The sequence below is a fragment of the Pseudomonas bharatica CSV86 genome, assembly GCF_000319305.2.
GTDB lineage: Bacteria > Pseudomonadota > Gammaproteobacteria > Pseudomonadales > Pseudomonadaceae > Aquipseudomonas > Aquipseudomonas bharatica.
The window spans coordinates 1,704,651-1,730,272 of the sequence record NZ_AMWJ02000002.1; the positions used below are offsets into that span (position 1 = coordinate 1,704,651).

At 64.0% G+C, this 25,622-nt stretch carries 23 protein-coding genes and 2 pseudogenes; 12 read left to right on the plus strand and 13 right to left on the minus strand.

Translation table 11 applies throughout. The features are described 5' to 3' along the window. Window positions 1-7: 7 nt before the first annotated feature. Together CSV86_RS21710 and trmA are read left to right on the plus strand one after the other, a co-directional pair. A complete protein-coding gene (locus tag CSV86_RS21710) occupies window positions 8-1,303 on the plus strand; it encodes an NCS2 family permease (RefSeq protein WP_009398947.1) in 1,296 nt (431 codons plus the stop codon). Then, the gene (gene trmA / locus CSV86_RS21715) at window positions 1,300-2,385 is read left to right on the plus strand and encodes a tRNA (uridine(54)-C5)-methyltransferase TrmA (protein WP_009398946.1); all 1,086 of its coding nucleotides are present in this window, start codon (window positions 1,300-1,302) and stop codon (window positions 2,383-2,385) included. Before CSV86_RS21710 ends, trmA begins: the two co-directional genes overlap by 4 nt. Window positions 2,386-2,528: 143 nt before the next feature. On the opposite strand, the gene CSV86_RS21720 is transcribed toward trmA, so the two are convergent. Further along, window positions 2,529-3,683, minus strand: coding sequence for an alkaline phosphatase family protein (locus tag CSV86_RS21720; protein ID WP_037060095.1), 1,155 nt, complete (start codon window positions 3,681-3,683; stop codon window positions 2,529-2,531). A gap of 157 nt (window positions 3,684-3,840) precedes the next feature. Here CSV86_RS21720 and CSV86_RS21725 point away from each other — a divergent pair, with 157 nt between their 5' ends. Then, window positions 3,841-4,701 carry a shikimate dehydrogenase gene (locus CSV86_RS21725; protein ID WP_009398944.1) on the plus strand — a complete coding sequence of 287 codons (861 nt, stop codon included), beginning with the start codon at window positions 3,841-3,843 and terminating at the stop codon, window positions 4,699-4,701. A gap of 36 nt (window positions 4,702-4,737) precedes the next feature. Here the strand turns inward: CSV86_RS21725 and CSV86_RS21730 are convergent, their stop codons facing one another. Then, window positions 4,738-5,406, minus strand: coding sequence for a TetR/AcrR family transcriptional regulator (locus tag CSV86_RS21730; protein WP_009398943.1), 669 nt, complete (start codon window positions 5,404-5,406; stop codon window positions 4,738-4,740). A 203-nt stretch (window positions 5,407-5,609) separates the two neighbouring features. Beyond that, entirely contained in the window at window positions 5,610-7,526 is a 1,917-nt protein-coding gene (quiC, locus tag CSV86_RS21735) for a 3-dehydroshikimate dehydratase QuiC (RefSeq protein ID WP_009398942.1), read from the minus strand. A 286-nt stretch (window positions 7,527-7,812) separates the two neighbouring features. Here quiC and CSV86_RS21740 point away from each other — a divergent pair, with 286 nt between their 5' ends. Further along, window positions 7,813-9,153, plus strand: coding sequence for an MFS transporter (locus tag CSV86_RS21740; protein WP_009398941.1), 1,341 nt, complete (start codon window positions 7,813-7,815; stop codon window positions 9,151-9,153). Between the two features lie 59 nt (window positions 9,154-9,212). On the opposite strand, the gene CSV86_RS21745 is transcribed toward CSV86_RS21740, so the two are convergent. The 3 genes and pseudogenes from CSV86_RS21745 to CSV86_RS21755 form a co-directional block, all read right to left on the minus strand. Beyond that, complete coding sequence (locus CSV86_RS21745; protein ID WP_009398940.1) at window positions 9,213-10,073, minus strand: DMT family transporter; 861 nt, start codon at window positions 10,071-10,073, stop codon at window positions 9,213-9,215. A gap of 31 nt (window positions 10,074-10,104) precedes the next feature. Further along, window positions 10,105-10,920, minus strand: a complete 816-nt coding sequence (locus CSV86_RS21750) for a sugar phosphate isomerase/epimerase family protein (RefSeq protein WP_009398939.1) — start codon at window positions 10,918-10,920, stop codon at window positions 10,105-10,107. A 367-nt stretch (window positions 10,921-11,287) separates the two neighbouring features. Then, window positions 11,288-12,063 (minus strand): annotated as a pseudogene (locus CSV86_RS21755) (IclR family transcriptional regulator). 162 nt (window positions 12,064-12,225) lie between these two features. Here CSV86_RS21755 and CSV86_RS21760 point away from each other — a divergent pair. Then, entirely contained in the window at window positions 12,226-13,941 is a 1,716-nt protein-coding gene (locus tag CSV86_RS21760; protein WP_009398937.1) for an FAD-dependent oxidoreductase, read from the plus strand. On the opposite strand, the gene CSV86_RS21765 is transcribed toward CSV86_RS21760, so the two are convergent. After that, entirely contained in the window at window positions 13,942-14,346 is a 405-nt protein-coding gene (locus CSV86_RS21765) for a VOC family protein (RefSeq protein ID WP_009398936.1), read from the minus strand. It abuts the gene before it with no gap. Window positions 14,347-14,406: 60 nt separating this feature from the next. Between CSV86_RS21765 and CSV86_RS21770 the strand changes: the two genes are divergently transcribed. Then, on the plus strand, window positions 14,407-14,712 hold the full coding sequence (locus CSV86_RS21770; protein WP_009398935.1) for a putative quinol monooxygenase: 306 nt from the start codon (window positions 14,407-14,409) through the stop codon (window positions 14,710-14,712). A 99-nt stretch (window positions 14,713-14,811) separates the two neighbouring features. Here CSV86_RS21770 and pcaG read toward each other — a convergent pair whose 3' ends face one another. Further along, entirely contained in the window at window positions 14,812-15,417 is a 606-nt protein-coding gene (gene pcaG, locus CSV86_RS21775) for a protocatechuate 3,4-dioxygenase subunit alpha (RefSeq protein ID WP_009398934.1), read from the minus strand. An 11-nt stretch (window positions 15,418-15,428) separates the two neighbouring features. Then, a complete protein-coding gene (gene pcaH / locus CSV86_RS21780; RefSeq protein ID WP_009398933.1) occupies window positions 15,429-16,148 on the minus strand; it encodes a protocatechuate 3,4-dioxygenase subunit beta in 720 nt (239 codons plus the stop codon). A 194-nt stretch (window positions 16,149-16,342) separates the two neighbouring features. Between pcaH and ypfJ the strand changes: the two genes are divergently transcribed. From ypfJ to CSV86_RS33530, 3 genes and pseudogenes are all read left to right on the plus strand, one after another. After that, the gene (gene ypfJ / locus CSV86_RS21785) at window positions 16,343-17,221 is read left to right on the plus strand and encodes a KPN_02809 family neutral zinc metallopeptidase (RefSeq protein ID WP_009398932.1); all 879 of its coding nucleotides are present in this window, start codon (window positions 16,343-16,345) and stop codon (window positions 17,219-17,221) included. Window positions 17,222-17,663: 442 nt separating this feature from the next. Next, window positions 17,664-18,545: pseudogene (locus tag CSV86_RS33525) on the plus strand (methyl-accepting chemotaxis protein); the annotation flags it as partial. A gap of 198 nt (window positions 18,546-18,743) precedes the next feature. Next, window positions 18,744-19,448, plus strand: a complete 705-nt coding sequence (locus CSV86_RS33530; RefSeq protein WP_376699770.1) for a methyl-accepting chemotaxis protein — start codon at window positions 18,744-18,746, stop codon at window positions 19,446-19,448. A 124-nt stretch (window positions 19,449-19,572) separates the two neighbouring features. Here the strand turns inward: CSV86_RS33530 and ggt are convergent, their stop codons facing one another. The 3 genes from ggt to mdaB all read right to left on the minus strand — a co-directional run bounded on the left by ggt (window position 19,573) and on the right by mdaB (window position 22,876). Continuing rightward, window positions 19,573-21,240 (minus strand): gamma-glutamyltransferase, encoded by a 1,668-nt coding sequence (gene ggt, locus CSV86_RS21795; protein WP_170394993.1) that lies wholly within the window; start codon window positions 21,238-21,240, stop codon window positions 19,573-19,575. An 81-nt stretch (window positions 21,241-21,321) separates the two neighbouring features. Next, window positions 21,322-22,218, minus strand: a complete 897-nt coding sequence (locus CSV86_RS21800; protein ID WP_009397680.1) for a LysR family transcriptional regulator — start codon at window positions 22,216-22,218, stop codon at window positions 21,322-21,324. 67 nt (window positions 22,219-22,285) lie between these two features. Continuing rightward, window positions 22,286-22,876 carry an NADPH:quinone oxidoreductase MdaB gene (gene mdaB / locus CSV86_RS21805; protein WP_009397679.1) on the minus strand — a complete coding sequence of 197 codons (591 nt, stop codon included), beginning with the start codon at window positions 22,874-22,876 and terminating at the stop codon, window positions 22,286-22,288. A 184-nt stretch (window positions 22,877-23,060) separates the two neighbouring features. On the opposite strand from mdaB, the gene CSV86_RS21810 reads away from it, so the two are divergent. Continuing rightward, a complete protein-coding gene (locus CSV86_RS21810; protein WP_009397677.1) occupies window positions 23,061-23,375 on the plus strand; it encodes a putative quinol monooxygenase in 315 nt (104 codons plus the stop codon). On the opposite strand, the gene CSV86_RS21815 is transcribed toward CSV86_RS21810, so the two are convergent. Beyond that, complete coding sequence (locus tag CSV86_RS21815; protein WP_009397675.1) at window positions 23,365-24,129, minus strand: sulfite exporter TauE/SafE family protein; 765 nt, start codon at window positions 24,127-24,129, stop codon at window positions 23,365-23,367. The genes CSV86_RS21810 and CSV86_RS21815 overlap by 11 nt on opposite strands. 111 nt (window positions 24,130-24,240) lie before the next feature. Here CSV86_RS21815 and CSV86_RS21820 point away from each other — a divergent pair, with 111 nt between their 5' ends. Together CSV86_RS21820 and CSV86_RS21825 are read left to right on the plus strand one after the other, a co-directional pair. Continuing rightward, the gene (locus CSV86_RS21820) at window positions 24,241-25,128 is read left to right on the plus strand and encodes a LysR substrate-binding domain-containing protein (RefSeq protein ID WP_009397673.1); all 888 of its coding nucleotides are present in this window, start codon (window positions 24,241-24,243) and stop codon (window positions 25,126-25,128) included. An 84-nt stretch (window positions 25,129-25,212) separates the two neighbouring features. Next, entirely contained in the window at window positions 25,213-25,557 is a 345-nt protein-coding gene (locus tag CSV86_RS21825) for a cupin domain-containing protein (protein WP_009397672.1), read from the plus strand. The last annotated feature ends 65 nt before the right edge of the window (window positions 25,558-25,622 follow it).

Below are 25,622 nucleotides of genomic sequence, written 5' to 3' on the forward strand. Positions count from 1 at the left end.
GCAGGACATGCTGGAAAGGCTGTTTCAACTGAAAGCCCACAATACGAATGTGCGGACCGAGATCCTGGCGGGCGTGACCACATTCCTGGCCATGGCCTACATTCTATTCGTCAACCCGAGCATCCTCGGCGAGACCGGCATGGACAAGGGCGCGTTGTTCGTCGCGACCTGCCTGGCTGCGGCCATCGGCTCCACCACCATGGGCATCATCGCCAACTACCCGATCGCCCTGGCCCCGGGCATGGGCCTGAACGCCTTCTTCACCTATACCGTGGTCCTGCACATGGGCCACACCTGGCAGGTGGCCCTGGGCGCAGTGTTCATCTCGGCGGTGCTGTTCTTCCTGCTGTCGATCTTCCGTATCCGCGAATGGATCGTGAACAGCATCCCGCTGCCGCTGCGCTCGGCCATCGCCGCCGGCATCGGCCTGTTCCTTGCGCTGATCGCGCTGCATAACGCCGGTATCGTCGTCGATAACCCGGCCACCCTGGTGGGCCTGGGCGACCTCAAGCAACCGGCACCGATCCTCGCTACCCTGGGCTTCTTCCTGATCGTTGCCCTGGAAGCCATGAAGGTCCGCGGCGCCGTGCTGATCGGCATCCTCGCTGTCACCATCGCCTCCATCGCCCTGGGTGTCACCCCGTTCGGCGGCGTGGTGTCGATGCCGCCATCGCTGGCCCCGACCTTCCTGCAACTGGACATCAAGGGCGCCCTGGACGTCGGCCTGGTCAGCGTGATCTTCGCCTTCCTGTTCGTCGACCTGTTCGACAACTCCGGCACCCTGATCGGCGTCGCCAAGCGCGCCGGCCTGATGCGCAAGGACGGCCATATGCCGAAGATGGGCCGCGCCCTGATCGCCGACAGCACCGCGGCCATGGCCGGTTCGCTGCTGGGTACCTCGACCACCACCAGCTACATCGAATCGGCAGCGGGCGTCAGCGCCGGCGGCCGCACCGGCCTGACCGCCATCGTCGTCGCCATCCTGTTCCTCCTGGCGCTGTTCTTCGCCCCGCTGGCCGGTAGCGTGCCGGCCTTCGCCACCGCCCCGGCGCTGCTGTTCGTCGCCGTGCTGATGGCCTCGGGCCTGGCGGAAATCGACTGGGAAGACATCACCGAAGCCGCTCCGGTAATGATCACCGCACTGGCCATGCCGCTGACCTACTCGATCGCCAACGGCATCGCCTTCGGCTTCATTTCCTGGACCGCCATCAAGCTGCTGTCCGGCCGCCGCCAGGACCTCAACCCGGCGCTGGTCATCCTCTCCATCCTGTTCGTCATCAAGCTGGGCTGGTTCAACGCATGAGTGCTGTCTTCGACCCCTCCACTTACGACCAGCAGCTCGCGGCCAAGGTAGAACGCCTGCGTGCGCTGCTGGCGCCGTTCGATGCGCCGCAGCCGGCCGTCTTCGACTCGCCCCGCGAGCACTATCGCCTGCGTGCCGAGTTCCGCCTGTGGCGCCAGGATGGCCAGCGCCACTACGCGATGTTCGCCCCGGGCGAGAAGCATACGCCGATCCTGATCGAGGATTTCCCCATCGCCAGCCAGCGCATCAATGAACTGATGCCGCGCCTGAAAAGCGCCTGGCAGGCCAGCGAAGCGCTGAGCAACCGGCTGTTCCAGGTGGAGTTCCTCACCACCCTGGCCGGCGATGCGATGATCACCCTGTGCTACCACCGTCCGCTGGACGAGCAGTGGGAAGCCGAGGCGCGGCAACTGTCCGCCGAGCTGGGTGCGAGCATCATCGGTCGCTCCAAGGGCAAACGCCTGGTGATCGGCCGGGATTACGCGGTAGAGGAACTGCAGGTCGCGGGCCGCACCTTCCGCTATCGCCAGCCGGAAGGGGCCTTCACCCAGCCCAACGGCCAGGTCAACCAGAAGATGCTCGGCTGGGCTTATGAAGCCTTGGGCCAGCGCCAGGACGACCTGCTGGAGCTATATTGCGGAAACGGCAACTTCACCCTGCCGCTGGCAACCCGGGTGCGCAAGGTGCTGGCCACCGAAATCAGCAAGACCTCGGTGAATGCCGCGCTGCACAACCTCGATGACAACGCGGTGGAAAACGTGCGCCTGGTGCGGCTGTCGGCGGAAGAACTGACCGAAGCGCTGAACGAAGTGCGGGCGTTCCGCCGGCTGGAAGGGATCGACCTGAAGAGCTACGCGTTCGGCAGCGTGTTCGTCGATCCGCCGCGGGCCGGGATGGACCCGGACACCTGCGAGCTGACCCGGCGTTTCGACAATATCCTATACATCTCCTGCAATCCGGAGACACTGGCGGCGAACATCGCACAGTTGCATGACACCCACCGGGTGGAGCGCTGCGCCTTGTTCGACCAGTTCCCGTATACCCACCATATGGAGAGTGGGGTTCTGCTGGTTCGGCGCTGATCTCTTGGGCCTCATCGCTGGCAAGCCAGCTCCCACAGGGGTCGCGTGCACCGCCAAACCTGTGGGAGTCAGAGCCTGCCAAGTATTTTGTGATCAGCGCGGACACTGTGGGAGCTGGCTTGCCAGCGATGAGGCCCTGACAGTCAACACATCAACAACGGCACCACCTGGTCGGCATCGGCCAACGCCCCATGATGCCCCTGCCAGCGACTCGCCGCCGGCTCCACTACGCTGCGAATGATCCCCCCGCCAGCATTCGGCACCACGATCAGGTCGCCGATCCGCCCTTCCGCCTGGCTCAGCATCACATCGCCGAACAATCCGCCGGCGATCGCATTGGCCTTGCTCAGCACCGTGTAATTGTCGCCAAGCCGGTCCCGCCAGCGTTCCAGCACCCGGTCGTGCCGCGCAGCATCGATATAGACATGCCGCGCGCGGATATCCCCGGCGATCGCCAGCACATCCTCCTGCAACCCGTACTCAAGGTCGAAATCCACCACCTCGGCGCTGTCCAGGCCGAGCATGCCGTGGTCGGCGCTGACCAGCAGCCGCGCGCCCTGCGGCAGTTGCCGGAAGATCGCCTGGGCCAGCCGGTCGGCGCTGCGCAACTGTTCCAGCCAGGCTTCGGAGCCGGGGCCGAACAGATGGCCGGCGAAGTCCAGGTCGGCGAAGTAGGCAAAGCAATAGGCCGCAGCGTCGACAGTCAGCGCTTGGCGCACCAGCAGCGGATAAGCATCAAGGGACGGCGCCCCGAGAATCTGCGAACCGCGGTAGACGGCCCGGGTATAGGGCGAGTCGGCATAGCGCGCCGGCATCACCGTGCTGATTCGCAGGCCCTGCTCGCTGGCCTGTTCCCAAGCGGTTTGCGGCACGATGAAGCGCTCCGGTGGCGGGGCCAGGGTTGCTAGCTTTTCTTCGGAGAAGGGCGAACAGGTCCAGGTCAGCGGCGAGAATTCACTGTCGGCATCGAGGGCAAAGGTGCAACCGACGATGCCGTGCACCCCGCTGGCCATGCCCGAGGACAGCGTTGCCAGGCTCGCCGCCGTGGTCGCCGGAAAGCCCACGCGAAACACGCCCCCAGGTTTCGCCAGGGCCGCCAGGAAAGGCGCCTGTTGTGCATGTTCCTGCAGCAAGGCATGCCCGAGCCCGTCGATCAGCAGCAGGCAGGTCGCCGACGACGGTGCCAGCTCGAAGGCATTGCGAAAGCCCACGCCGCCCAGCGCGGCAAGAATCGACTGGCTCAGGTTGGCCAGCCCGGGCCAGGTCGGCTGCCGGGTTACGTCCATTGGCACTGTCATGTACGCCCCTCCTCCATGTTCGAAGCACAAGGTTTAGCACGAGCCTGTTCGATCAGCGAACACTAAACGCGGCAGCCGGTTGATTCCTGTTAACCAAACGGTACATTTTGTCGGAACTCCTCTTCCAATCGCCAAGAACAACAACGGAGTCTTACCGATGAATCTGGCCAAACCGCCCGGCATTCTCGCCGGCCTGATCGGCGCGGGCATCCAGGCCTCGCGCACCCCTGCGCTGCACGAGCACGAAGGCGCCGCCCAGGGCCTGACCTACCTTTACCGCCTGATCGACCTCGACCAGTTGAAGCTCGACAGCACTGCCCTAGAAGAACTCCTGACCGCCGCCCAATACATGGGCTACACCGGCCTGAACATCACCTTCCCCTGCAAGCAGGCGATCCTGCCGCTGCTGGATGACCTTTCGCCGGAAGCCCGTGGCATCGGCGCAGTCAATACCGTGGTGCTCAAGGACGGCCGGCGCATCGGCCATAACACCGACTGCCTCGGCTTTGCCGAAGGTTTCCGTCGCGGTCTGACCGACGTTTCACGGCAGCGCGTAGTGCAGATGGGCGCCGGTGGCGCAGGTGCCGCCGTCGCTCATGCCCTGCTCAGCGAGGGCGTGGAACAGCTGACCATTTTCGATGTGGAAAGCGAACGGGCCCAGGCCCTCGTGGATAACCTCAACCAGCACTTCGAGGGCACCCGGGCCAGGGTCGGCCATGACCTCGACAGCGCGATGAACAGCGCCTGTGGCCTGGTCAACACAACGCCCATGGGCATGGCCAAGCTGCCGGGCATGCCGGTGCCGAAGACATTGTTGCGGGCAGATTTGTGGGTGGCGGAGATCGTCTATTTCCCGCTGGAAACCGAACTGCTCAAGGAAGCCCGGGGCCTGGGCTGCCGCACCCTGAACGGCGCCACCATGGCGGTGTACCAGGCGGTCAAGGCGTTCGAGCTGTTCACCGGCATTACCCCCGATCCGCTGCGCATGACCGAGCACTTCCACAGCCTGGGCAACTGAAGACAGCGACACCGCAGGGCAATCCTGCGGTGTTCATCAAGCCTGCAGGTAACGCAGCACCGACTCGCAGATCATTTCCTTGTGCCGGGCCTTGATGGCCTGGTCTTCGAAATCGATCTGGAAGATTTCGCCGAAGGTGTGGCGGTTGGACACCCGGTAGAAACAGAACGAGCTGATCAGCAGGTGCACGTCCAGTGCATCCAGGCCCTTGCGGAACAGCCCCTGGTCCGCGCCCCGCCGCAGGATCTCGTCCAGCGCGCGCAGCACCGTGTTGTTCATCGAACGGATGGCCGTGGACTGCTTCACGTATTCGCCGTGGTGCATGTTCTCGTTGCACACGATACGCACGAAATCGACGTTGCGGTCATGGTGGTCGAAGGTGAACTCGATCAGCCGACGGATGCCGGTACGCGGCTCCAGCTCGTCCAGGTGCAGGTTGCTTTCAGTGCTGCGGATATCGCCGTAGAGCTTTTCCAGCACCTCGACGTACAACTGCTCCTTGCTGTTGAAGTAGTAGTAGATCATCCGCTTGGAGGTCTGGGTACGCTCGGCGATGGCGTCCACCCGGGCACCGGCCAGCCCCTGGTGGACGAACTCGGTGATCGCCGCCTGGAGAATGTTCTCGCGGGTTTTTTCCGGATTGTTCTTGCGACCTTTGCGCGGAGTGCTGTCCGTCGCCTCGGCAAGTGCAGGGGTAGTCGTCATACGGGACTCGTGGCCTTCGATTAACGGCGCAATTATGGGCCCGGGTTGCACCAGAAGATAGCCTTGGGGTTGTAGGGGGATTTACCCCGATCATTGTGGGTGCTGCTGATGGCCTCATCGCTGGCAAGCCAGCTCCCACAGGGCTAGCGGCGCACCCTCAATCCCCTGTGGGAGCTGGCTTGCCAGCGATGAGGCCCTCAAGCTTACAACTTGGCGTGGCGCAACCCACCACTACGCGCCTTGGCCATCGCTGCCAGCCTCACCGCCACGTTCGCCGCACCATACCCGGCATAGCCATTGCGCCGCTGGATCACCTCGAAGAAGAAGCGATCCTCGAACGGCTCGGTGTACACGTGAAACAGCTCGCCGCCATTGGCGTCACGGTCGTACAGCACGTTGTAGTAAGCCAGCTCGCTGAGGAACTCGTCATCGAAGTCGAAGCGCGCCGCGAGGTCGTCGTAGTAGTTCAGCGGGATGTCCAGCAATGCCACGCCCGCCTCCTTGGCTTTTTTCACGGCGGTGAAGATGTCCTCGCAATCGAAGGCGATGTGATGCACGCCCGAACCGCGATAGTGGGACAGCGCGTGGGAAATCGCGGTGTTGCGGTTCTCCGAGATGTTCAGCGGCAAGCGGATGCTGCTGCACTGGCTGCGCAGCGCGCGACTCTTCACCAGGCCGTAAGGGTCCGGCAGCACCACTTCGTCGTCGGCCTTGAAGTCCAGCAGGCTCTTGTAGAACAGCACCCAGGTATCCAAGCCGTCGGCCGGCAGGGCCATGGCCATGTGGTCGATGCGGGTCAGGCCGAGGCCGTTGTCCGCGACCCCGCCGCTGAGGCTGAAGTCGGTGTCGTAGATGGTCTGGCCATCGGCCCCCTGGTCCACCAGGTAGATCAGGCTGCCGTCCGGCGCACGTACCGCCGCCAGTTCGCGTTCGTTGGGACCGACCAAGCCACGATAGGGCTGGCCGTGATAACCCACGGCACGGGCCAGGGCCCTGGCGCTGTCCTTGACCCGCACGGCAGTGGCGCATAGCGACGGGCCGTGGCTTTCGAAGAAGTTGTGAGCGAAGGAATACGGCTCGGCGTTGAGGATCAGGTTGATATCGCCCTGGCGCAGCAGGCTGACATTCTTCGAACGGTGCTGGCCGACCTTGGCGAAACCGAGGCCTTCCAGCCAGCCACCGAGCTTGGCACCGGACGCATCGTCCACCGCAAACTCAAGGAATTCGACACCGTCATAGGTATCCGCCGCCGGCGGGGCGAACAGCAGGTCCGGCTCGGCGGCTACCGCTGGAGCGGTCTGCAGCAGGCGCTCGCGGGTTTTCTCCTCGAGGTACAGCAGCGAACGCAGGCCGTCGGCGGCATTGGCCCGCGGCGGCGCGGCGCGGAAGCCGTCGTTGAAGATTTCCAGGGACAGCGGGCCGCGATAACCGGCCTTGAGGATCGGCGCAAGGAACGCCGGCAGGTCGAACTCGCCCTGGCCCGGGAAGCAGCGGAAATGCCGGCTCCACTCCAGTACGTCCATGGCCAGGATCGGCGCGTCGGCCATCTGCACGAAGAAGATCTTTTCGCCCGGGACGTCGGCGATACCGCTCGGGTCGCCCTTGATCGAATAGGTGTGGAAGCTGTCGAGGATCATGCCCAGCGCCGGGTGGTTCGCCTCGCGAACGATGTCCCAGACCTGCTGCCACTGGTTGACGTGCCGCCCCCAGGCCAGCGCTTCGTAGCCGATGCGCAGGTTGCGCGCGCCGGCACGCTCGGCCAGCAGGCCGAGGTCATCGACGAGAATCTGCTTGTCGCCCAGGGCATCGGCGGCGACGTTGCTGCATACCAGCACCAAATCGGTGCCCAGCTCCTGCATCAGGTCGAACTTGCGCTCGGCGCGGTCGAGGTTGCGGGCCAGACGGTCGCGGCGGCAGCCTTCGAAGTCGCGAAATGGCTGGAAAAGGGTGATATCCAGGCCCAGGTCGGCGCAGCGCTGGCGGATTTCACGGGGGCTGCCGTCGTAGTAGAGCAGGTCGTTTTCAAAAATCTCGACACCGTCGAAACCCGCAGCGGCTATGGCTTCGAGCTTTTCCGGCAGGGTGCCGCTCAGGGACACGGTGGCAATCGAACGCTGCATCTTCAGTCTCCTACGGGCAGGCAGTGCCCAAACTATGAAGAATTATTGGCCGGGGCCAAAATCCGCTCAAGAAAAAGGTACGAACTGGTTAGTTTTGTGTGCGATTATCGCCCGAAATGCGTTGAGACGAATTGACCCTTTTTTGAGCAGTGGCGCACCATTTCCAACCATGAAGCAGGCTACTCGGCCAAACTGCGGCGCCGATCCTGCCAAATAACCTGTAATGCCCGCTTTTCTTGCGTCACCCAGGCTTGACCCATAAACATAAAAATACGGGTAACCCACGATGATCCACAGCTCCAGCACTCCCGTTGCTCAGACGCTGAGCAGCAACCCGCACGCCGGTATCGGCGACAAGATCCGCGGCGCCATGGCCGTCGGCAAGACCCGCTGGGTCATGCTGGCCTTGGTCTTCTTCGCCACGACCCTCAACTACATCGACCGTGCCGCCCTCGGCGTGATGCAGCCCATCCTGGCCAAGGAGATGAGCTGGACGGCGATGGACTACGCCAACATCAACTTCTGGTTCCAGGTCGGCTACGCGATCGGCTTCGTCCTGCAAGGCCGGCTGATCGACCGGGTCGGTGTGAAGCGCGTGTTCTTCTGCGCCGTGCTGCTCTGGAGCCTGGCAACCGGTGCCCACGGCCTGGCCACCTCGGCGGTCGGCTTCATGGTCTGCCGCTTCGTCCTCGGCCTGACCGAAGCCGCCAACTACCCGGCCTGCGTCAAGACCACCCGCCTGTGGTTCCCCGCCGGCGAGCGCGCCGTGGCGACCGGCATCTTCAACGCCGGCACCAACGTCGGTGCCATGTTCACCCCGATGCTGCTGCCGCTGATCCTCACCGTGTGGGGCTGGCAGGCCGCGTTCATGGCCATGGGCGCGCTGGGCCTGGTCTGGGTGATCTTCTGGGGCCTGAAGTACTTCAACCCTGAAGACCACCCAACCGTGACCGACGCCGAACGTGCCTACGTAATGGGCGAAGCCGAACCCGAGCAGAAAGGCGTGCCGTTCTCGCGGATCCTGCGCATGCGCGGCACCTGGGCCTTCGCCCTGGCCTACTCGATCACCGCGCCGGTGTTCTGGTTCTACCTGTACTGGCTGCCACCGTTCCTGAACCAGCAATACAGCCTGGGCATCAGCGTTACCCAGATGGGTATCCCACTGATCGTCATCTACCTCAGCGCCGACTTCGGCAGCGTCGGTGGCGGCATCCTGTCCTCGTTCCTCATCGGCCGCGGTATGGCCCCGGTCAAGGCGCGCCTGCTGTCGATGCTGATCTTCGCCGCCACCATCATCGGCGTGATCTTCGCCGCTGGCGCCAGCAGCTTGTGGGTCGCGGTCATCGCGATCTCCCTGGCCATCGCTGCGCACCAGGCCTGGACCGCCAACATCTGGAGCCTGGTGATGGACTACACGCCCAAGCACATGATGAGCACCGTGTTCGGCTTCGGTGGGATGTGCGCGGCCATCGGCGGCATGTTCATGACCCAGATCGTCGGCTACGTGCTGACCACCACCAACAACAACTATGCCGTGCTGTTCACCATGATCCCGACGATGTACTTCATCGCCCTGACCTGGATGTACTTCATGGCGCCGCGCAAGGTCCCGAAGGTCGAAGACTGACCCACCCTGCGTAACCCCGGGCGGGGCCTGTCCTTCGGTGGACAGGCCCCGCTTGCGTTTCAGCGGCGCCTTTGCAGCCAGGCTGCGGCGAGGCCGCTGAGGCAGACGATGGCAATGCCGATCACGCCCCAGCGGTCCGGGCTCTGGCCGAACAGCACGATGCCCATCAACCCCGCGAAGACAATCTGGCAATAGCTGAACGGCGCCAGCATGGCCGGCGGCGCATGGCGGAAGGCCTGGGTCAGGAACAGATGGGCGAGCATGCCGAAGGTACCCAGGGCCAGGGTCATGAGGCCGTGGGTCAGGCTTGGCACGATCCAGAACAACGGCACCAGGGCGCTCATCACCAGGGTGTTGAACAGCCCGGTGAAGAAGTTGGTGGCGGTCGGGCTGTCCACCTGGCTCAGCTTGCGGGTGAGGATCTGGTAGAAGCAGAAACAGGTCGCCGAGCCGAAGGGCAACAGCACCGCCGGGGTGAACAGCGCCCCACCCGGATGGACGATGATCAGCACCCCGACGAAGCTCGCCAATACCGCGACCCACTGCCCCTTGCTCACCGACTCCTTGAGCAACGGCACCGACAGCGCCGTCACCATCAGCGGGGCAAGGAAGTTGACTGCGGTCGCCTCGGCCAGCGGCAGGTACTGCAAGGCCTTGGTGAACAACAGGCTGCAGCCGAGCAGGCACAGGGCCCGCGCCGCCTGCAGACCGGGCCTGCGCGTATACAGCCCGCGCAGGCCGGCCTGGGGCAGGAAGATGCCAAGCATCAGCAAGGTGTGAACCAGATAGCGCGCCCAGACCACCCAAACGATCGGATAGAAGCCCGACAGGTACTTCGACATGGCGTCGTGGCTGGAAAACAGGAAGGTCGCCAGGACGACCAGGAGGATGCCTTTGAACGGTTGACTGACAGAGGGCATGGGCGCGACTCGGGACGTTGGGCTCGGGGCCTTAAAGGGGGCTCAGTACGGAACGGGCCTTGTCCAGCGCCCATTGCGCCCGCTGCAACGCGGACACGCCCTGCTCCAGCAACTGCCGGGTGGGGATTTCCAGGCTCAGTGGCATATCGGGCGAAACGCTGGCGAGCAGGCCGCGCAGGTCACAGTCGCCGTCGCCGGGGAACCGCCGCTCGTTGCGCGCCTGGCGCAGGATCTCGGCCATATCGTCGGGACGCGGCCCGGCAACGTCGCACAATTGCAGATAGCGCATGCGCGAGGCCGGAATTTGGCGCAGGTCCTCCAGGCGCGAGGCGGAGCGGTCGAAGTGGAAGGCATCGATCAGCACGCAGGCATTCTCGCGGTTGGCGGCGCTGACGATATCCCAGGCCTGGGTGAGGTTCCTGCAGTCGGTCCAGGGCATGAACTCCAGGTGCGGGTAGATGCCGTACTTCGCGGCGAGGTCGCAGAGCGTGGCGAAGTTGTCGGTCAGGCGGGCCTGGTCGGGGTCGTTGCCGGCCACCAGCAACTCGGTGGCGCCGAACCCTGCGCCAACGGCCAGCAGGGCATCGAAATCGTCGACGCGGGTTTCCGGCTTGAGCCGGAGGATCTCGATATCGAGCACCTTGATGCCGGTGTCGCGCAGGCGCTCGGCGGTCTGGCGGCGCAGGCCGGCATCGCCGACCAGAGGAAAGTGATGTTCTTCGGCGGTGGCCGGTTCCAGGCGCAGGCCGACATGGCTGTAGCCGGCCCGGGCAGCGACCTCGACCATGTCCGGCGGGGACAGCTCGAGCACGGTCAGGGCGGCCAGGGAGAAGATTCGTTGGCTCATTTTCGCGGGGGTCTCTTGGGGTTGTTGTTCTGACGCAATTATTTAGAACTTGGTTCCAGATTCATTGCAAGCAGAAAAACAGGGAGACCCTGGCATCGATGGGTTTCTGAAAATGGTGTACTGGTTTTGAGGGCCCTATCGCTGGCAAGCCAGCTCCCACAGGTTTTGCGGTGCACTCGATCCCTGTGGGAGATTCATTGCAAGCAGAAAAAACGGGGAGACCCCTGGTATCGATGGGTTTCTGAAAATGATGTGCTGGATGTGAGGGCCCTATCGCTGGCAAGCCAGCTCCCACAGGTTTTGCGGTGCACCCGATCCCTGTGGGAGCTGGCTTGCCAGCGATGAGGCCCGAGAGATCAAAGCAAAATTAGCTGAACAACTCGGATGCCGGACTCGCCGCCGCCAGCTCCTCAACGGTTTCCAGCAGATAAGGCGCCAGTTCATGCATCCGCGCCTCGCTCATCCGCGCCGTAGGCCCGGCAATGCTGACCACCCCGACCGCCCGGCCATCCCGGGATCCGCCACCACCGCCGCCAGCGCCGACATGCCTACCGCCGAGCTCTCCACCACCCAGGCGTAGCCACGCTCCCGGGCCAGGCGCAGGCGCTCCAGCAATTCGGCATTGGATTTGGGTGCGTTCGGCCCGAATTCCTCGGCCGGGCCCACGCCCTGGCGCTCCACCAGCAGCAGGGCCTGGGCATCGCTCAGGCTGGCCAGCCAGGCATGTCCCGAAGCGCTGTAGAACAACGGTGCATCCCGGCCCATGTCCGGATCGTACTTGAGCCCCGAGCGCGCGCCCTGGGACTTGGCGATCCAGGTCTGGCGCTCGCCTTCGATCACCCCGAGGCGCACCAGCTCGCCGCTCTTGCGCGCCAGATCGTCAAGGATCGGCTGGACGATGTCCGCGCCGCTGTTGGCGAGGTAGCGAAAGCCCATGGCAACCAGCCGGGTGCTGAGCAGGTAGCGGCTGTTCTCCGGATTCTGCCGCACGTAGCCCAGCCGGATCAGCTCGGCGAGCATGCGGTGGGTCGCGCTTTTCGGAATGTCGAGCTGCTCGGCCAGTGTCTGCATCGGCAGCCCGCGAGGCTCGCTGGTAAGGCTTTCGATAAGGCTCAACGCGCGTTCGATCTGACTGCCGGCCATGGTCACGGTCCTTGGAAATGTGGGGCGAATTCTAAAGAGCGCCAGACAAAGCGCAAACCACTGTTCGATCTTCGCCCAACTTCGATAACGGAGGCTTGGCACCGTCCGCGTCATTAGCGATTATGGAATCAAGTTCCAAAAATAACATCCCGAGGATCGTCCATGACAGCTCTGCCCACCCCATCCCGCACCGTTGCGTGCGATGTTCTGGTGATAGGTTCCGGCGCCGCCGGCCTGAGTGCCGCGGTTACCTCCGCGTGGCACGGGCAGAAGGTCATCGTGGTCGAGAAGGACCCGGTGTTCGGCGGCGCCACCGCGTGGTCCGGCGGCTGGGCCTGGGTACCGTGCAATCCGCTGGCCCGGCGCGCCGGTATCGTCGAGGACCGTTCGGCGCCGCGCACCTACCTGGAACACGAGTTGGGCGAGCGCTTCAACGCGCCGTTGATCGACGCCTTTCTCGACGCCGCGCCACACATGGTCGGCTTTTTCGAAAAGCACACCCGCCTGCAGTTCGCCGATGGCAACGGCATCGCCGATATCCATGGCGACACCCCCGGCGCCGGCACCGGCGGCCGCTCGGTGATCGCCGCGCCCTATGACGCTCGCGAAACCGGCAAGTTGCTCAAGCGCCTGCGTCGCACCCTGCGCGAAACCGCGTTCTGGGGCATGCCGATCATGGCTGGCAAGGACCTCACGGCCTTTCTCACCCTGACCCGCTCGTGGCGCTCGGTGCTGCATGTGGGCAAACGTGTCACCCGCCACCTGATCGGCCTGGCGACCCACGGCCGCGCCTTGCAGCTGGTCAATGGCGTGGCCTTGGTGGCGCGGCTGGCGAAGTCCGCCGAGGACCTGGGCGTGTTGCTCTGGGAGTCTGCTCCGGCCCGTCGCCTGCTGCGTGAGGACGGCAAGGTGAGCGGCGCCGTGGTGCAGACGGCCAAGGGCGAAGTGACCATCAAGGCCCGCGCCGTGGTGCTGGCGGCGGGTGGTTTCCCCAACGATATCGAGCGGCGCAAGGCGATGTTCCCGCGCACGCCCACCGGTCACGAGCACCTGGCCCTGCCGCCGCTCTCGGCCGATGGCGACGGCCTGCGCCTGGGCGAAAGCGCGGGCGGCAAGGTCGCCGACGACCTTTACAGCCCGGTAGCCTGGGCGCCGGTGTCCAAGGTGCCGTACAGCGACGGCAGCAGCGGCCATTTCCCGCACATCATCGAGCGCGGCAAACCGGGGATCATCGGTGTGCTGAGCAACGGCCGGCGCTTCGTCAACGAGGCCGGCGGCTACTACGATTACGTCAGTGCGATGGTCGCCGCAGCGCCCGGGGAAAAGGTCGAGTCCTGGCTGATCTGCGACCACCGCTTCCAGCGCCGCTATGGCCTGGGCATCGCCCGCCCCTTCCCGCTGCCCACCACGCCGCTGGTGCGCAGCGGCTACCTCAAGCGCGCCGACAGTCTCCAGGAACTGGCCAACCAGTGCGGCATCGACGCACGCGGGCTGATCGACACCGTCACCGAGTACAACCACCACGCCCGCCTCGGCGAGGACCCGCAGTTCGGCCGTGGCAGCACCCTGTACAACCGCAAGCAGGGCGATGCGCTGCACGGGCCGAACCCCTGCGTGGCGCCCATCGAGCAGGGGCCGTTCTATGCCGTGAAGGTCGAAGCCGGCTGCTTCGGCACCTTCGCCGGGCTGCGCACCAACGAGCACGCCCAAGTGCTGGATGGCGACCGGCAACCGATCGCCGGCCTATATGCGGCGGGCTGCGACATGGCCAGCATCATGGGCGGCCACTACCCGGCGGGCGGTATCAACCTCGGGCCGGCGCTGACCTTCGGCTATATCGCCGCCCGCCATATCGCCGGCGTCACCGACTACGAGTGATCAGGTGAAGCGCTGGCCGGAAATCGCCGGGTGATAGATCGGCTGGACCTTGTTCCCCGCAGGGTCCAGCAGGTGGAAGCTCCAGGTCCCGTCGCCGTGGGCGAACGGGGTGTCCAGCAGAGTCACCCCGCATTCCTTCAGATAGGCATGCCAGGCATGCAATTCGTCGAGGCTGTCGACCACGAAGCCGTAGTGGTCCACCGCCTGCACGCCGCTGCTCGGGGCGAAAGCACGTCCCAGGGAGAGATTGTCGTTGCCGCAGGTGAGGTAGACGAGATCCTCGTTGGCGCGATGCAGAACCTCCATGCCGAGCACCTCCACGTAGAAACGCTCGCAGACTTCGAGATTGGGCACCAGGATCGCCAGATGGCGCAGGCCGTTGAGCCGGCTTGGACGGGCAGGCATGGTTTCGACTCCATTTTTGTATACAATTTTGCGCAAATATAAGACAAAAAGGAGTTCTACGTGTACAGCCTTCTACTCAAGACCCAATTGCAGCCCGGCACCCTGGAGCGCTTCATGGACGCGATGCGGATCAATGCGGCCAGTTCGGTGAGGGACGAGCCGGGATGCCTGGTGTTCGATGTGATCCGCGACTACAGCGATCCGGACCTGGTCTGGCTGTACGAGGTGTACGAAAGCGAGGCGGCGTTCGAGGCGCATATGCTGACGGCGCATTTTCTCGCCAGCCGGCCGTTGGTGGAGCCGTTGATCGTGCGGCAGGAAGTGGTGGAGGGGGAGGTGCTGGCCTTCAATGGCAAGCAGATCTGAGGGCCTCATCGCTGGCAAGCCAGCTCCCACAGGGTTCTGTGGGAGCTGGCTTGCCAGCGATGAGGCCCTGGGCAGCAACACAACTGCCCAGGCCATGCATCAGAAGTCGAAGAACACCGTCTCCCCTTCACCCTGGATACGGATATCGAAGCGATACGCCGTTTTCCCGTTCACTTCGCAGCGCTTGGCCACCAGGGTCTCGCGGCGCTGTGGCTGCTCGATCAGGTTGAGCACCGGGTCCTTGGCGTTGGCTTCGGCCTCGTCATCGAAGTAGATGCGGGTCTGCAGGTGGATGTTGATGCCGCGGGCGAACAGGCTGATGTTGATGTGCGGCGCCATCGGCACGCCGGCGGCATTCTTCGCCACGCCCGGCTTGATGGTGTGCATGGTCCATTCGCCGGCGTCGAATGTGGTGGCGGTACGGCCGAAGCCGTTGAAGGCGTTCTCCAGGTTGTAGTCGGTCTGGTAGGCACCGGTGTGGTCGGCCTGCCAGAACTCGACGAAGGAGTCGCGCACCAAGTGGCCGTTGCCGTCATAGACGTTGCCGAACACCAGGATATGCTCGCCCGGCGCGCCGTCCTTGGCCATCCGGCTCCAGATTTCCTGGTCGCGGGTCGGGTTGCCGGCGGCTTCCAGGGCCAGGCCGATGTGGACGTAGGGGCCGGCGGTCTGCGAAGGGGTTTCCGGCAGCAGTTCGATAGGCATGACGGGGCTCCTCAGCGGTTTTCGAAGTGAGTGGCGCGCTGGCCGCGCAGGACGATATCGAAGCGGTACGCCAGGCAGTCCATCGGGTTGGCGTTGCTCATGTCGAGACGGGCGATCAGCAAATCGACCGCCGCCGGATTGGCGATGCTCTTGACGATCGGGCACAGCGGGATCAGCGGATCGCCTTCGAAGTACAGCTGGGTGATCAGGCGGGTCGAGATCGACGGGCCGCTGATCGAGAAGTGGATATGCGCCGGACGCCAGTCGTTAGGGCCATTGCGCCATGGGTACGGGCCCGGCTTGATGGTACGGAAGCTGTAGCGGCCTTCGCTGTCGGTCAGGGCACGGCCGACGCCACCGAAATTCGGGTCCAGCGGCGCCAGGTAGCGGTCGTTCTTGTGGCGATAGCGGCCGCCGGCGTTGGCTTGCCACATCTCAACCAGGGTGTTGGGGATCGGCTTGCCGTACTGGTCGAAGACCCGGCCGGTGACCAGGATGCGCTCGCCAACGGGCAGGCCACCGTTGTTGAAGTTCAGCAACAGGTCGTTGTCGTGTTCGCCGAAGCGCAGGTGGGAAAAGTCCGGGCCGGTGCTCTCGCTGATCGACTGCGGAATGCTCACCAGCGCCTGGCGTGGCGAACGGGCGACGGAAGTCTTGTAGTCGGGGGTGAGGGCTTTAGGGTGCCAGTTTCGATCACGGATAACGAAGCGACTGTTGTCTGTAGCAGACATGCCGTTCTCCTGTTCTTGGATTTATGGAGAGCCCGATCAGGACGGGCAGGTGGTGCGGCGAAGTGTCTCTCGTGACGAACCCGGCGAAAACTGAATTGTCCTACCTGACTCATAACCAGATGGTTATGTGTAACCTGATGTCTCCCGACTGGACTAGTCTTAGGGCGACGACACCACCCCGTGGAGAACTACCCATGCAATGGCGAAAAGGCAGACGCAGCGACAACGTGGTCGACGCTCGGGGCGAGAGTCCGGGCGGCATGCGCATGGGCGGCGGCAAGGGCCTGACCCTGGGCGCCGTGGTGCTGATCGTCGGGATCGGCCTGCTGACCGGGCAGGATCCGATGCAGATCCTCGGGCAACTGGCCGGGCAGATGCAGCAGGGCGCGCCCACCCAGTCCCAGACGGCGCCGCGCCCGGCGGCGAACGACGAGGGCAGCCAGTTCGTCGCCAGCATCCTGGGTGATACCGAAGACACCTGGCGGGCGATCTTTGCCCAGGCCAACAGGCAGTACAAGGATCCGAAGCTGGTGCTGTTCAGCGGCCAGGTGAATTCCGCCTGCGGCTTCGCCACTTCTGCGACCGGGCCGTTCTACTGCCCGGCAGACCAGCAGGTGTACCTGGACATGAGTTTCTTCCGCGAAATGGAGCAGCGCTTCGCCGCTGCGGGCGACTTCGCCCAGGCCTACGTGATCGCCCATGAAGTCGGCCATCACGTGCAGACCCTGCTGGGCATCTCGGCCAAGGTCAACGACGCGCGGCGCAGCGGCCAGCGGGTCGAGGGCGCCAGCGGCCTGCTGGTACGCCAGGAACTGCAGGCCGACTGCCTTGCCGGGGTCTGGGCCTACCAGGCGCAACAACGGCACAACTGGCTGGAGCCGGGAGATGTCGAAGAGGCCCTGAACGCGGCCAATGCCATCGGTGATGATCGTTTGCAGCAGCAGGGTCAGGGCCGGGTGGTACCGGACTCCTTCACCCACGGGACCTCGGCGCAACGGGTGAAGTGGTTCAAGGCGGGGTTCGACAAGGGTGATATCAACCAGTGCGATACCTTCACGGCCAAAGTGCTGTGATGGTGTTCTTGAGGGCCCTATCGCTGGCAAGCCAGCTCCCACGGGGACCGAGTGCACCACTCCTGTGGGAGCTGGCTTGCCAGCGATAGGGCCGCAAGCCTCACCACAAGAATCCAATCCAGAAAACATCCCCCCAGGCCCCGCATTTGCGGGGCTTGTCACATCTTGTTGAGTATTTTCGTCGGTTTTATTGAAAAAGCGTTTCAGCCTGCCGGGTTTACGCCGATAAAGCGTCCTCTACACACGCTGGCCTCCAAGAAAAAGAACTTTCAGCGACCGCCGATCACACCTTTTCTGGAGGGAACCCATGAACAGTTGGTTTGCCAACATCAGTGTCAATCTCAAGCTCGGGCTCGGTTTCGGCCTGGTCCTGGTGCTCACCGCCCTGCTCGCACTCACCGGCTGGAGCAGCCTGGGCAGCCTGATCCAGCGCAGCAACTGGATGAGCGACATCACCCGCCTGAACAGCGACCTGACCAACCTGCGGGTCGCGCGCCTGCAGTACATGCTGGCCAACGGCGACGACGCCACCGCCACCAACGTGCAGGCCAAGCTCAATGACTTCAACCAACAGCAGCAGCATTTGCTGAAGACCTTCAAGAGCCCGGAAAACCTCAAGCTGCTGAACGAGCAGGCGCAGATCATCGCCGCCTACCAGGTCACCCTCGACCGTATGCGCGCCACCTACAAGGCCAGCGCGGTGGCCCGTACCGATCTGGAAACCACTGCCGCCGCCGCGCTGCAACTGATCGATAACATCAACCGCGATGTGCTCGGCCAAGGCGAAAGCGATGCCGCACGCCTGGAGCAATACCGCGCGGCCAGCGCCGCCAAGGAGCAGTTGCTGCAAGTGCGCTTCGAAGTGCGCGGCTACATCGCCGACAACTCGACGCAGAGCGAGCAGACGGCGCTGCGCCAGCTGGACAACGCCCTCGACTATGCGCGCAAGCTGGGCCAGGTGCTGCCCAACGAAGCAGCGCGCATCCAGCAGTTCGAGGCTGCCGTGGTCAGCTATCGCGATGCCTTGAACCGCTACAAGGCCGCCATCGCTGACATCGCCGCCGCCCGTGCGGAAATGACCACCCAAGGCTACGACATCGTCAGCCGCAGCGAAGCGCTGTACAAGATCCAGCTCGAACGTCGCGACGCCGAAAGCGCCGAAGCCCGTACCCTGCAATTGATCGCCACGCTGCTGGCCCTGATCGTCGGCATTGCCGCCGCATTGATCATCACCCGCCAGATCGTCCGCCCGCTGCGTGAAACCATGACCGTGGTCGAACGTATCGCCGCCGGCGACCTGACCCACGAACAGCGGGTCACTCGTCGCGACGAGCTGGGCGTGCTGCAACAGGGCATCCAGCGCATGGGCGCCACCCTGCGCGAGTTGATCAGCGGTATCCGCGATGGCGTCACCCAGATCGCCAGCGCTGCCGAAGAGCTGTCGGCCGTCACCGAGCAAACCAGTGCCGGCGCCAACAACCAGAAGAGCGAGACCGATCAGGTCGCTACCGCCATGCATGAAATGGCGACCACCGTGCAGGAAGTCGCGCGCAACGCCGAACACGCCTCGGCAGCGGCCACCGACGCCGACCGCCAGGCGCGTGCTGGTGACGACGTGGTCGGCCAGGCCATTGCCCAGATTGAAAAGCTGGCCGGCGAGGTACAGCGCTCCACCGAGGCCATGGCCGAGCTGCAGAAGGAAAGCCAGAAGATCGGCAGCGTCATGGACGTGATCAAATCGGTCGCCGAGCAGACCAACCTGCTGGCCCTCAACGCCGCCATCGAGGCGGCCCGTGCCGGCGAAGCCGGACGTGGTTTTGCGGTGGTGGCCGATGAAGTACGCGGGCTGGCGCAGCGCACGCAGAAATCCACCGAGGAAATCGAAGAACTGGTGGCCGGCCTGCAGGCCGGCACCCAGCAGGTGGCCAATGTCATGCTTGGCAGCCGCAGCCTGACCGACAGCAGCGTCGAGCTGACGCGCAAGGCCGGGACCTCACTGGAGAGCATCACCCGCGTGGTCTCCGACATCCAGTCGATGAACCAGCAGATCGCTGCGGCAGCCGAGCAGCAGAGCGCGGTGGCCGAGGAAATCAGCCGGAGCATCCTGAGTGTGCGGGACGTGTCGGAGCAGACCGCTTCGGCCAGCGAGGAGACGGCGGCGTCCAGTGTCGAGTTGGCGCGGCTGGGGAATCAGCTGCAGATGATGGTCAGTCACTTCCGGGTCTGACCGGAAGGGCCAATCGCTGGCAAGCCAGCTCCCACAGGGTTCTGCAGCGCCGCGAACCCTGTGGGAGCTGGCTTGCCAGCGATGAGGCCCGAAAGAACACAGCAGTCTTCCGGGTCCTGGCACCTTATTTAACTACCTGCCCCACTCCCCTGCCCCTCGGATCCGAAGCCGTTTCCAGCTTGCCGCCACTGACCCGGATGGCCTGCACATCCCCCATCTCCCAGCCCTGATCCTCCAGGGTATATCCCATCTTCTTCAGCTCCTGCGCCACCTCTCCGGTCAACGGCGCATAGGCATCGAAATAAATGGTGTCCTTGGGCAGCAACTGGTGATGCACGCGCTGCGCGGCCACGGCTTTGTCCAGTGGCAGGTCGTAGTCATACAGGTTGTTCAGCACCTGGAAGATCGAGGTAAAGATCCGCGAGCCACCCGGCGTTCCCAGCACCAGGGTCACCTGACCATCGCGGGTCACAAGGCTCGGACTCATCGACGACAACATGCGCTTGCCCGGCTCGATGGCATTGGCATCGCCACCCACCACGCCGAAGGCATTGGCGACACCCGGCTTGGAACTGAAGTCATCCATTTCGTCGTTGAGCAGGAAGCCCGCGCCCTTGACCACCATGCCGCTGCCGTAGTCCCAGTTCAGGGTGTAGGTATTGCTGACCGCATTGCCCTGTTTGTCGACGATGGAGAAGTGGGTGGTCTGGTGCGGTTCAAGGCCCGGACGGACTTTCGCGGTTTCGGAAATCGCCGTCGGATTGATCTCTTTCGCGCGCTTTGCCAGGTAATCCGGCGCCACCAGTTCGGCCACCGGCACCTTGGCGAAGGCCGGGTCGCCCAGGTAGTCGGCGCGGTCCGCGAATACCCGCTTCTCGATCTCGGCCAACAGGTGGATATAACGTGCCGAGTTCAGCCCGACGCCCTTGAAGTCGGCCGCACGTTGCTCCTTGATGCCCAGCAACTGGGCCAGCGCTATGCCGCCCGAGCTGGGCAGCGGCGCGGTGTACACCACGTTGCCGCGCCAGTCGATGCGCATCGGCTCACGCCAGACCGCCTTGTAGTCCTTGAGGTCCTCCTTGCTGATCAGGCCGTTGCTGGCCTGCATCTGCGCCACCAGCAGGTCGGCGGTCCTGCCCTGGTAGAACTCGCTGACGCCCTTGTCGGCGATGCGCTCCAGGGTCTGCGCCAGCTCGGGCTGCTTGAAGGTTTCGCCGACCTTCATGTGACCGAAGTAATCGTTGAAGTTGGTGCTGTCCTTGAACAGACCCTGGGCGTCCTCGCGGTACTGGTATTGCTTCTCGGCGACCTTGAAACCGTTCTTCGCATAGCCGACGGCCGGGGTCAGCAGCTCCGACCAGGGCAGCTTGCCGAACTTGCTGTGCGCCTCCCACAAACCCATCACCGTACCCGGTACGCCCGCCGCACGGGCGCCTACCAGGCTGAGGTTTTCGATGATCTCGCCCTTGTCGTCGAGGTACATGTTGCGCGTGGCAGCCTTGGGCGCCACTTCGCGGTAGTCGAGGAAATACGCCTTGCCGTCCATGTACAGGGTCATGAAGCCACCGCCGCCGATGTTGCCGGCCTCGGGGTAGGTCACGGCGAGGGTGAAGGCGGTGGCGACGGCGGCATCCACCGCGTTGCCACCCTTCTTGAGAATGTCGGCGGCAACCTGTGCGCCATATTGATCGGGTGCGGCGACAGCGCCGCCTTCCAATGTCACTGCGTAAGCCGCAGAGCTGGCGAGAATCGCCGCGGAGAAGCCCAAGGTTCGAAGCATCACTACGCGCATAAAACGTCCCTGGTGTTGTTTTCGTTGAACACTCATTAAGGCCCATGAAGGAAGAGTTATCAAACGAAGTGGGATGTTTCCTCAGCAGGCGTAGGCAGCGAGCTTGTGCTGGATGAAGTCGAGGAAGCACCGGATGCGCAGGGCCAGCTGCGAGTTGCGGTAGTACACGGCGTGGATCGGCTGACGGTAGCCGCTGTTGGCTTCGCCCAGCAGGACCTGCAGACGACCGCTGCGGATATCCTCGTGGGTCATGAAATGGGACAGGCAGGCGATGCCTTCGCCAGCCAGGGCCAGGGCGCGAATGGTTTCGCCGCTGGACGCACACAGGGTCGGACGGATCAGCCAGCGATCGCCCTCGGCGTGGCGCAACGGCCAGTGGTTGAGGGTTTCGGTCTGGGTGAAGCCGATCAGGGTGTGCTGCGCCAGATCCTCGACCCGTGCCGGCACGCCATGGCGCTCCAAGTAGAGCGGGCTGGCCAGCAAGTTCAGCGGGCTGCAACCCAGGGAGCGGGCATGCAGGCTGGAGTCGGCCAGCTCACCGATACGGATCGCCACATCGGTGCTCTGCTCCAGCAGGTCGATGATCAGGTCGTTGGTGTTCAACTCCAGCTGGATCTGCGGATACAGCGCACGAAACTCGCCGACCCAAGGCACGATGGCATGGAGCATGAACGGCAGCGCGGCATTGACCCGCAGGCGCCCGGACGGGGTCTGGTGGTGCTGGGAGAGGTGTTCCTCCAACTCGTCCATCTGCTGCAGGATCGCCTTGGCCCGCTCGAAAAAGAAACGCCCTTCCTCGGTCAGGTCCATGCGCCGCGTGGTGCGGTTGATCAGGGTGGTGCCGAGCTTGCTTTCCAGGCGCGACAGGGTCCGGCTGATGGCCGAGGGCGTCTGCCCGCCCTGTTCGGCGGCGGCGGAAATCGAGCCACACTCGATGACCGAGACGAACACCTGCAATTCATCGGACCTGGCTTTCACTGAAGGACTCTCACGATCGGCAACCGGCAGAGTCATAGCCCGTCGCCGCGCGATACGCAAGGCCGGATCAGGCCTTGCCAGGGAATACCCGGGCCAGGTGCGCCTCGTAGGCAGCGACGGTCGCCGGCACATCGGGACGTTTCATCACGTCTGTGGCGAGGAAAGTCGGCAGGCGGCTCATGCCGAGGAATTCATTGGCCTTGTGGAACGGGAAGTACACCGCGTCCACGCCCTTGCCCTCGAAGAACTGGCCCGGCTCATCGAACGCCTCCTGCGGGGCGTTCCAGGTCAGCGACAACATGTATTGCTTGCCCTGGATCAGGCCACCGCTGCCATATTTCTTCGAGCCGTCGGCACGGGTTCGGCCATCGCTGGCATACAGGCTGCCGTGGCCGGCGGTGAAGACCTCGTCGAGGTATTGCTTGACGGTCCAGGGCGCTCCCATCCACCAGCCGGGCATCTGGTAGATGACCACATCGGCCCAGAGGAACTTCCCGACTTCCTCCTGGGTGTCGTAGCCGCCGTCGATATAGGTGCTCTTCACGTCGTAGCCAGCGCGGTCTAGGAACGCCACTGCGGTTTCATGCAGGGTTTCGTTCAAGCGGCCATCGGAATGGGCGAATTGCTTGCCGCCGTTGAGCAACAGGATCTTTTTCATTGCGCAGCCTCGTCGTTCGTTCGGGTCCGCCTCGAAGGGGACCGGGATAACTGGATGGCGGCAGATTAATCGGCAGCCGACGAGGGAAAAACCGCCCCACGAGCAAAATACTTTTGACCTTAAAGCACAAATTGGCTGCCGATTATTGAAATAGAATCAGCTCTTCACTTTCCGGAGATTTCCCATGAGCGAACCCTACGGCTTCATTCTCAAAGCCAAGACCCGCCCGGAACAGGCCGAGGCCTTCGAACGCCTGTTCCGCGCCTACATCGAACCGAGCCGCGCCGAGCCGGGCTGCATCGAGTACCACATGCTGCGCGACAAGGAAGACCCGACCCTGTTCGTGTTCTATGAAGTCTGGGCCAGCAAGGAAGCGCTGGACGTGCATTCCGCCCTGCCGCACATGACTGAATTCTTCGAGCGGCGCATGGACTACCTGGAGCGGGATTTCGACATCCAGTTGATCGAGATGCTCAGCGAGTCCTCGGCTAACCGTTGATCATCAGGTGCGCGCCGAGCAGCGCCAGGCCGATGAAGAAGCAGCGCTTGAAGAGCTGGGCGCTGATGCGCTGGCGCAGCCACTGGCCGACGAACATACCCAGCAGCGCAGGCGCCAGCACCAGCAACGACGCACCCAGGGCCTGACTGCCGAGGGCGTCCTGCCCGGCCAGGCCGATGGCCAGTGCGACGGTGGAAACGGTGAAGGACAAGCCCAGGGCCTGGACCCGCTCATCGCGATCCAGGTCCAGCGCACCGAGGTAAGGCACCGCCGGGATCACGAAGACACCGGTAGCGGCGGTGATCAGTCCGGTCAGCGCGCCACACACGGGCCCCAGCCACACTTCCTGCCGCGGTTTCAGGCTGAACGGCGGCAACCACAATCCCACCAGCGCATACAGCAACAGCGCCGCGCCCAAGGCATGGGCCGCCCAGGCGCCACTGCTGATCCCCAGCCAGGCGCTGCCGGCCAGGGTGCCGAGGAAGATCATCAGCAGCATGGGCCACAAACGATTGATCAAGCCGCGCAGGTGTCCGCCGCTTGCCAGTTGCCAGATATTGGTCAGGGTCGAAGGGACGATCAGCAAGGCCGCTGCCTGCGCCGGAGGCATAGCCAGGCCGAGCAGGCCCATGGCAATGGTGGGCAGACCGAGCCCAATCACACCCTTGACTGCGCCGGCGAGGAGGAAGGTGAGGAGAACCAGCAGGGTAAGCGCTGGGCCGATTTGTTGGTAGAAGGCGAGGAAGGTTTGCATGGGGAAATAGTGCCCGGATAACCATCAGTAGCCTATTCGTAAATTCGGCAGCCAGCCTATCGTATGGCAATAGGCTTCTCTAAACTCAACCAATTTCTGGCGGCCGCTCCCATGCACTTCGACCTCACCGACCTCCGCCTTTTCCTCCATACCGTGGAATGCGGCAACATCACCGCCGGTGCGCGGCGCAGTCATTTGTCGCTGCCGGCAGCCAGTGCGCGGATCCGGGCGATGGAGAGTTCACTGGGAATCGCCCTGCTCGAACGCAATCGCCGGGGCGTGCAACCCACGCCAGCGGGACAGGCGCTGGTCACCCATGCGCGGCAGATCGGCCTCCAGGTCGAGCGCCTGCGATTCGACCTGGCGCAGTACGCTAACGGCCTGCAGGGCCAGGTTCGCCTGTTGTGCAATACCGCGGCGCTGACCGAGTACCTGCCGGAACTGCTCGCCGGGTTCCTGCGCCAGCGTCCGCAGATCGATGTGGATATCCAGGAATTGCCGAGCCTGCGCATCGTCCAGGCGCTCGGCCAGGGCATCGCCGATATCGGGATCATCTCGACGGCAGTGGCTTGCGGCGACTTGCAGACCCGGCCATTCCGCGATGATCCGCTGGTGCTGATCATGGCGCCCGACCACCCGCTCGCGGCTGTGGACAATCCCGACTTTCCCCGCTCACTCGAACACGGCTATGTCGGTCTCGGCGCCAGCAGCGCCCTGGCCCTTCATCTGGAAGAACAGGCGCTGCACCTGGGCCGACGCATGCAGGTGCGAGTAAGGGCCGAGGGCTTCGACGGGGTGATCCGCATGGTCGCCCACGGTGCCGGGCTGGGCATCGTGCCGCTGGCGGCGGTGCGCCGTTGGCAGGGCATGCTGCCGTTGCACAGTGTGGCCTTGCAGGAAGAGTGGGCGCAGCGCCGGTTGCTGCTCTGCGCACGGGATTTCGCCAGCTTGCCCGGTCAGGCCCTGGCCCTGCTTGAGGCCCTGGCGCCGCGCGTTTAGACAACTGGACGTCGAACACAGGCAATTGCCGTGCAGACCGGCCCGCTAGGCTGCGGACTCTTTCAATTGCCTGACGGAGCCCTTATGAGCAAGCCAATCGTGGTCCTTCGCGATACCCATCCGCTGCCGGTACTCGACGCCTGCAAATGGGAAAAACTGGCGGGCGATCCGCACACCGTCAATCTCAACGCCTACACCAGCGAAGACGGCAGCAAGATCATGGGCACCTGGATCTGCACCCCGGGCAAATGGCGAGTGGCCTACGAGAAGTGGGAGTACTGCCATTTCCAGGAAGGCTATTGCGTGATCACCCCTGACGGCCAGGAGCCGATTCACCTACGCGCCGGGGATATCTTCATCGTCGAGCCGGGAATGAAGGGCACCTGGGAAGTGGTCGAGACGGTGCGCAAGTATTTCGTCTTTGCTTGATCTTCGAGGGCCTCATCGCTGGCAAGCCAGCTCCCACAGGTTCGCGTGGTAGCTGGCTTGCCAGC

Excerpts from the sequence above, each read along its gene's own strand:
- CSV86_RS21710 (WP_009398947.1), top strand. The coding sequence starts at position 8 with ATGCTGGAAAGGCTGTTTCAACTGAAAGCCCACAATACGAATGTGCGG.
- trmA (WP_009398946.1), top strand. The coding sequence starts at position 1,300 with ATGAGTGCTGTCTTCGACCCCTCCACTTACGACCAGCAGCTCGCGGCC.
- CSV86_RS21720 (WP_037060095.1), bottom strand. The coding sequence starts at position 3,683 with ATGACAGTGCCAATGGACGTAACCCGGCAGCCGACCTGGCCCGGGCTG.
- CSV86_RS21725 (WP_009398944.1), top strand. The coding sequence starts at position 3,841 with ATGAATCTGGCCAAACCGCCCGGCATTCTCGCCGGCCTGATCGGCGCG.
- CSV86_RS21730 (WP_009398943.1), bottom strand. The coding sequence starts at position 5,406 with ATGACGACTACCCCTGCACTTGCCGAGGCGACGGACAGCACTCCGCGC.
- quiC (WP_009398942.1), bottom strand. The coding sequence starts at position 7,526 with ATGCAGCGTTCGATTGCCACCGTGTCCCTGAGCGGCACCCTGCCGGAA.
- CSV86_RS21740 (WP_009398941.1), top strand. The coding sequence starts at position 7,813 with ATGATCCACAGCTCCAGCACTCCCGTTGCTCAGACGCTGAGCAGCAAC.
- CSV86_RS21745 (WP_009398940.1), bottom strand. The coding sequence starts at position 10,073 with ATGCCCTCTGTCAGTCAACCGTTCAAAGGCATCCTCCTGGTCGTCCTG.
- CSV86_RS21750 (WP_009398939.1), bottom strand. The coding sequence starts at position 10,920 with ATGAGCCAACGAATCTTCTCCCTGGCCGCCCTGACCGTGCTCGAGCTG.
- CSV86_RS21760 (WP_009398937.1), top strand. The coding sequence starts at position 12,226 with ATGACAGCTCTGCCCACCCCATCCCGCACCGTTGCGTGCGATGTTCTG.
- CSV86_RS21765 (WP_009398936.1), bottom strand. The coding sequence starts at position 14,346 with ATGCCTGCCCGTCCAAGCCGGCTCAACGGCCTGCGCCATCTGGCGATC.
- pcaG (WP_009398934.1), bottom strand. The coding sequence starts at position 15,417 with ATGCCTATCGAACTGCTGCCGGAAACCCCTTCGCAGACCGCCGGCCCC.
- pcaH (WP_009398933.1), bottom strand. The coding sequence starts at position 16,148 with ATGTCTGCTACAGACAACAGTCGCTTCGTTATCCGTGATCGAAACTGG.
- ypfJ (WP_009398932.1), top strand. The coding sequence starts at position 16,343 with ATGCAATGGCGAAAAGGCAGACGCAGCGACAACGTGGTCGACGCTCGG.
- CSV86_RS33530 (WP_376699770.1), top strand. The coding sequence starts at position 18,744 with ATGGCGACCACCGTGCAGGAAGTCGCGCGCAACGCCGAACACGCCTCG.
- ggt (WP_170394993.1), bottom strand. The coding sequence starts at position 21,240 with ATGCGCGTAGTGATGCTTCGAACCTTGGGCTTCTCCGCGGCGATTCTC.
- mdaB (WP_009397679.1), bottom strand. The coding sequence starts at position 22,876 with ATGAAAAAGATCCTGTTGCTCAACGGCGGCAAGCAATTCGCCCATTCC.
- CSV86_RS21810 (WP_009397677.1), top strand. The coding sequence starts at position 23,061 with ATGAGCGAACCCTACGGCTTCATTCTCAAAGCCAAGACCCGCCCGGAA.
- CSV86_RS21815 (WP_009397675.1), bottom strand. The coding sequence starts at position 24,129 with ATGCAAACCTTCCTCGCCTTCTACCAACAAATCGGCCCAGCGCTTACC.
- CSV86_RS21820 (WP_009397673.1), top strand. The coding sequence starts at position 24,241 with ATGCACTTCGACCTCACCGACCTCCGCCTTTTCCTCCATACCGTGGAA.
- CSV86_RS21825 (WP_009397672.1), top strand. The coding sequence starts at position 25,213 with ATGAGCAAGCCAATCGTGGTCCTTCGCGATACCCATCCGCTGCCGGTA.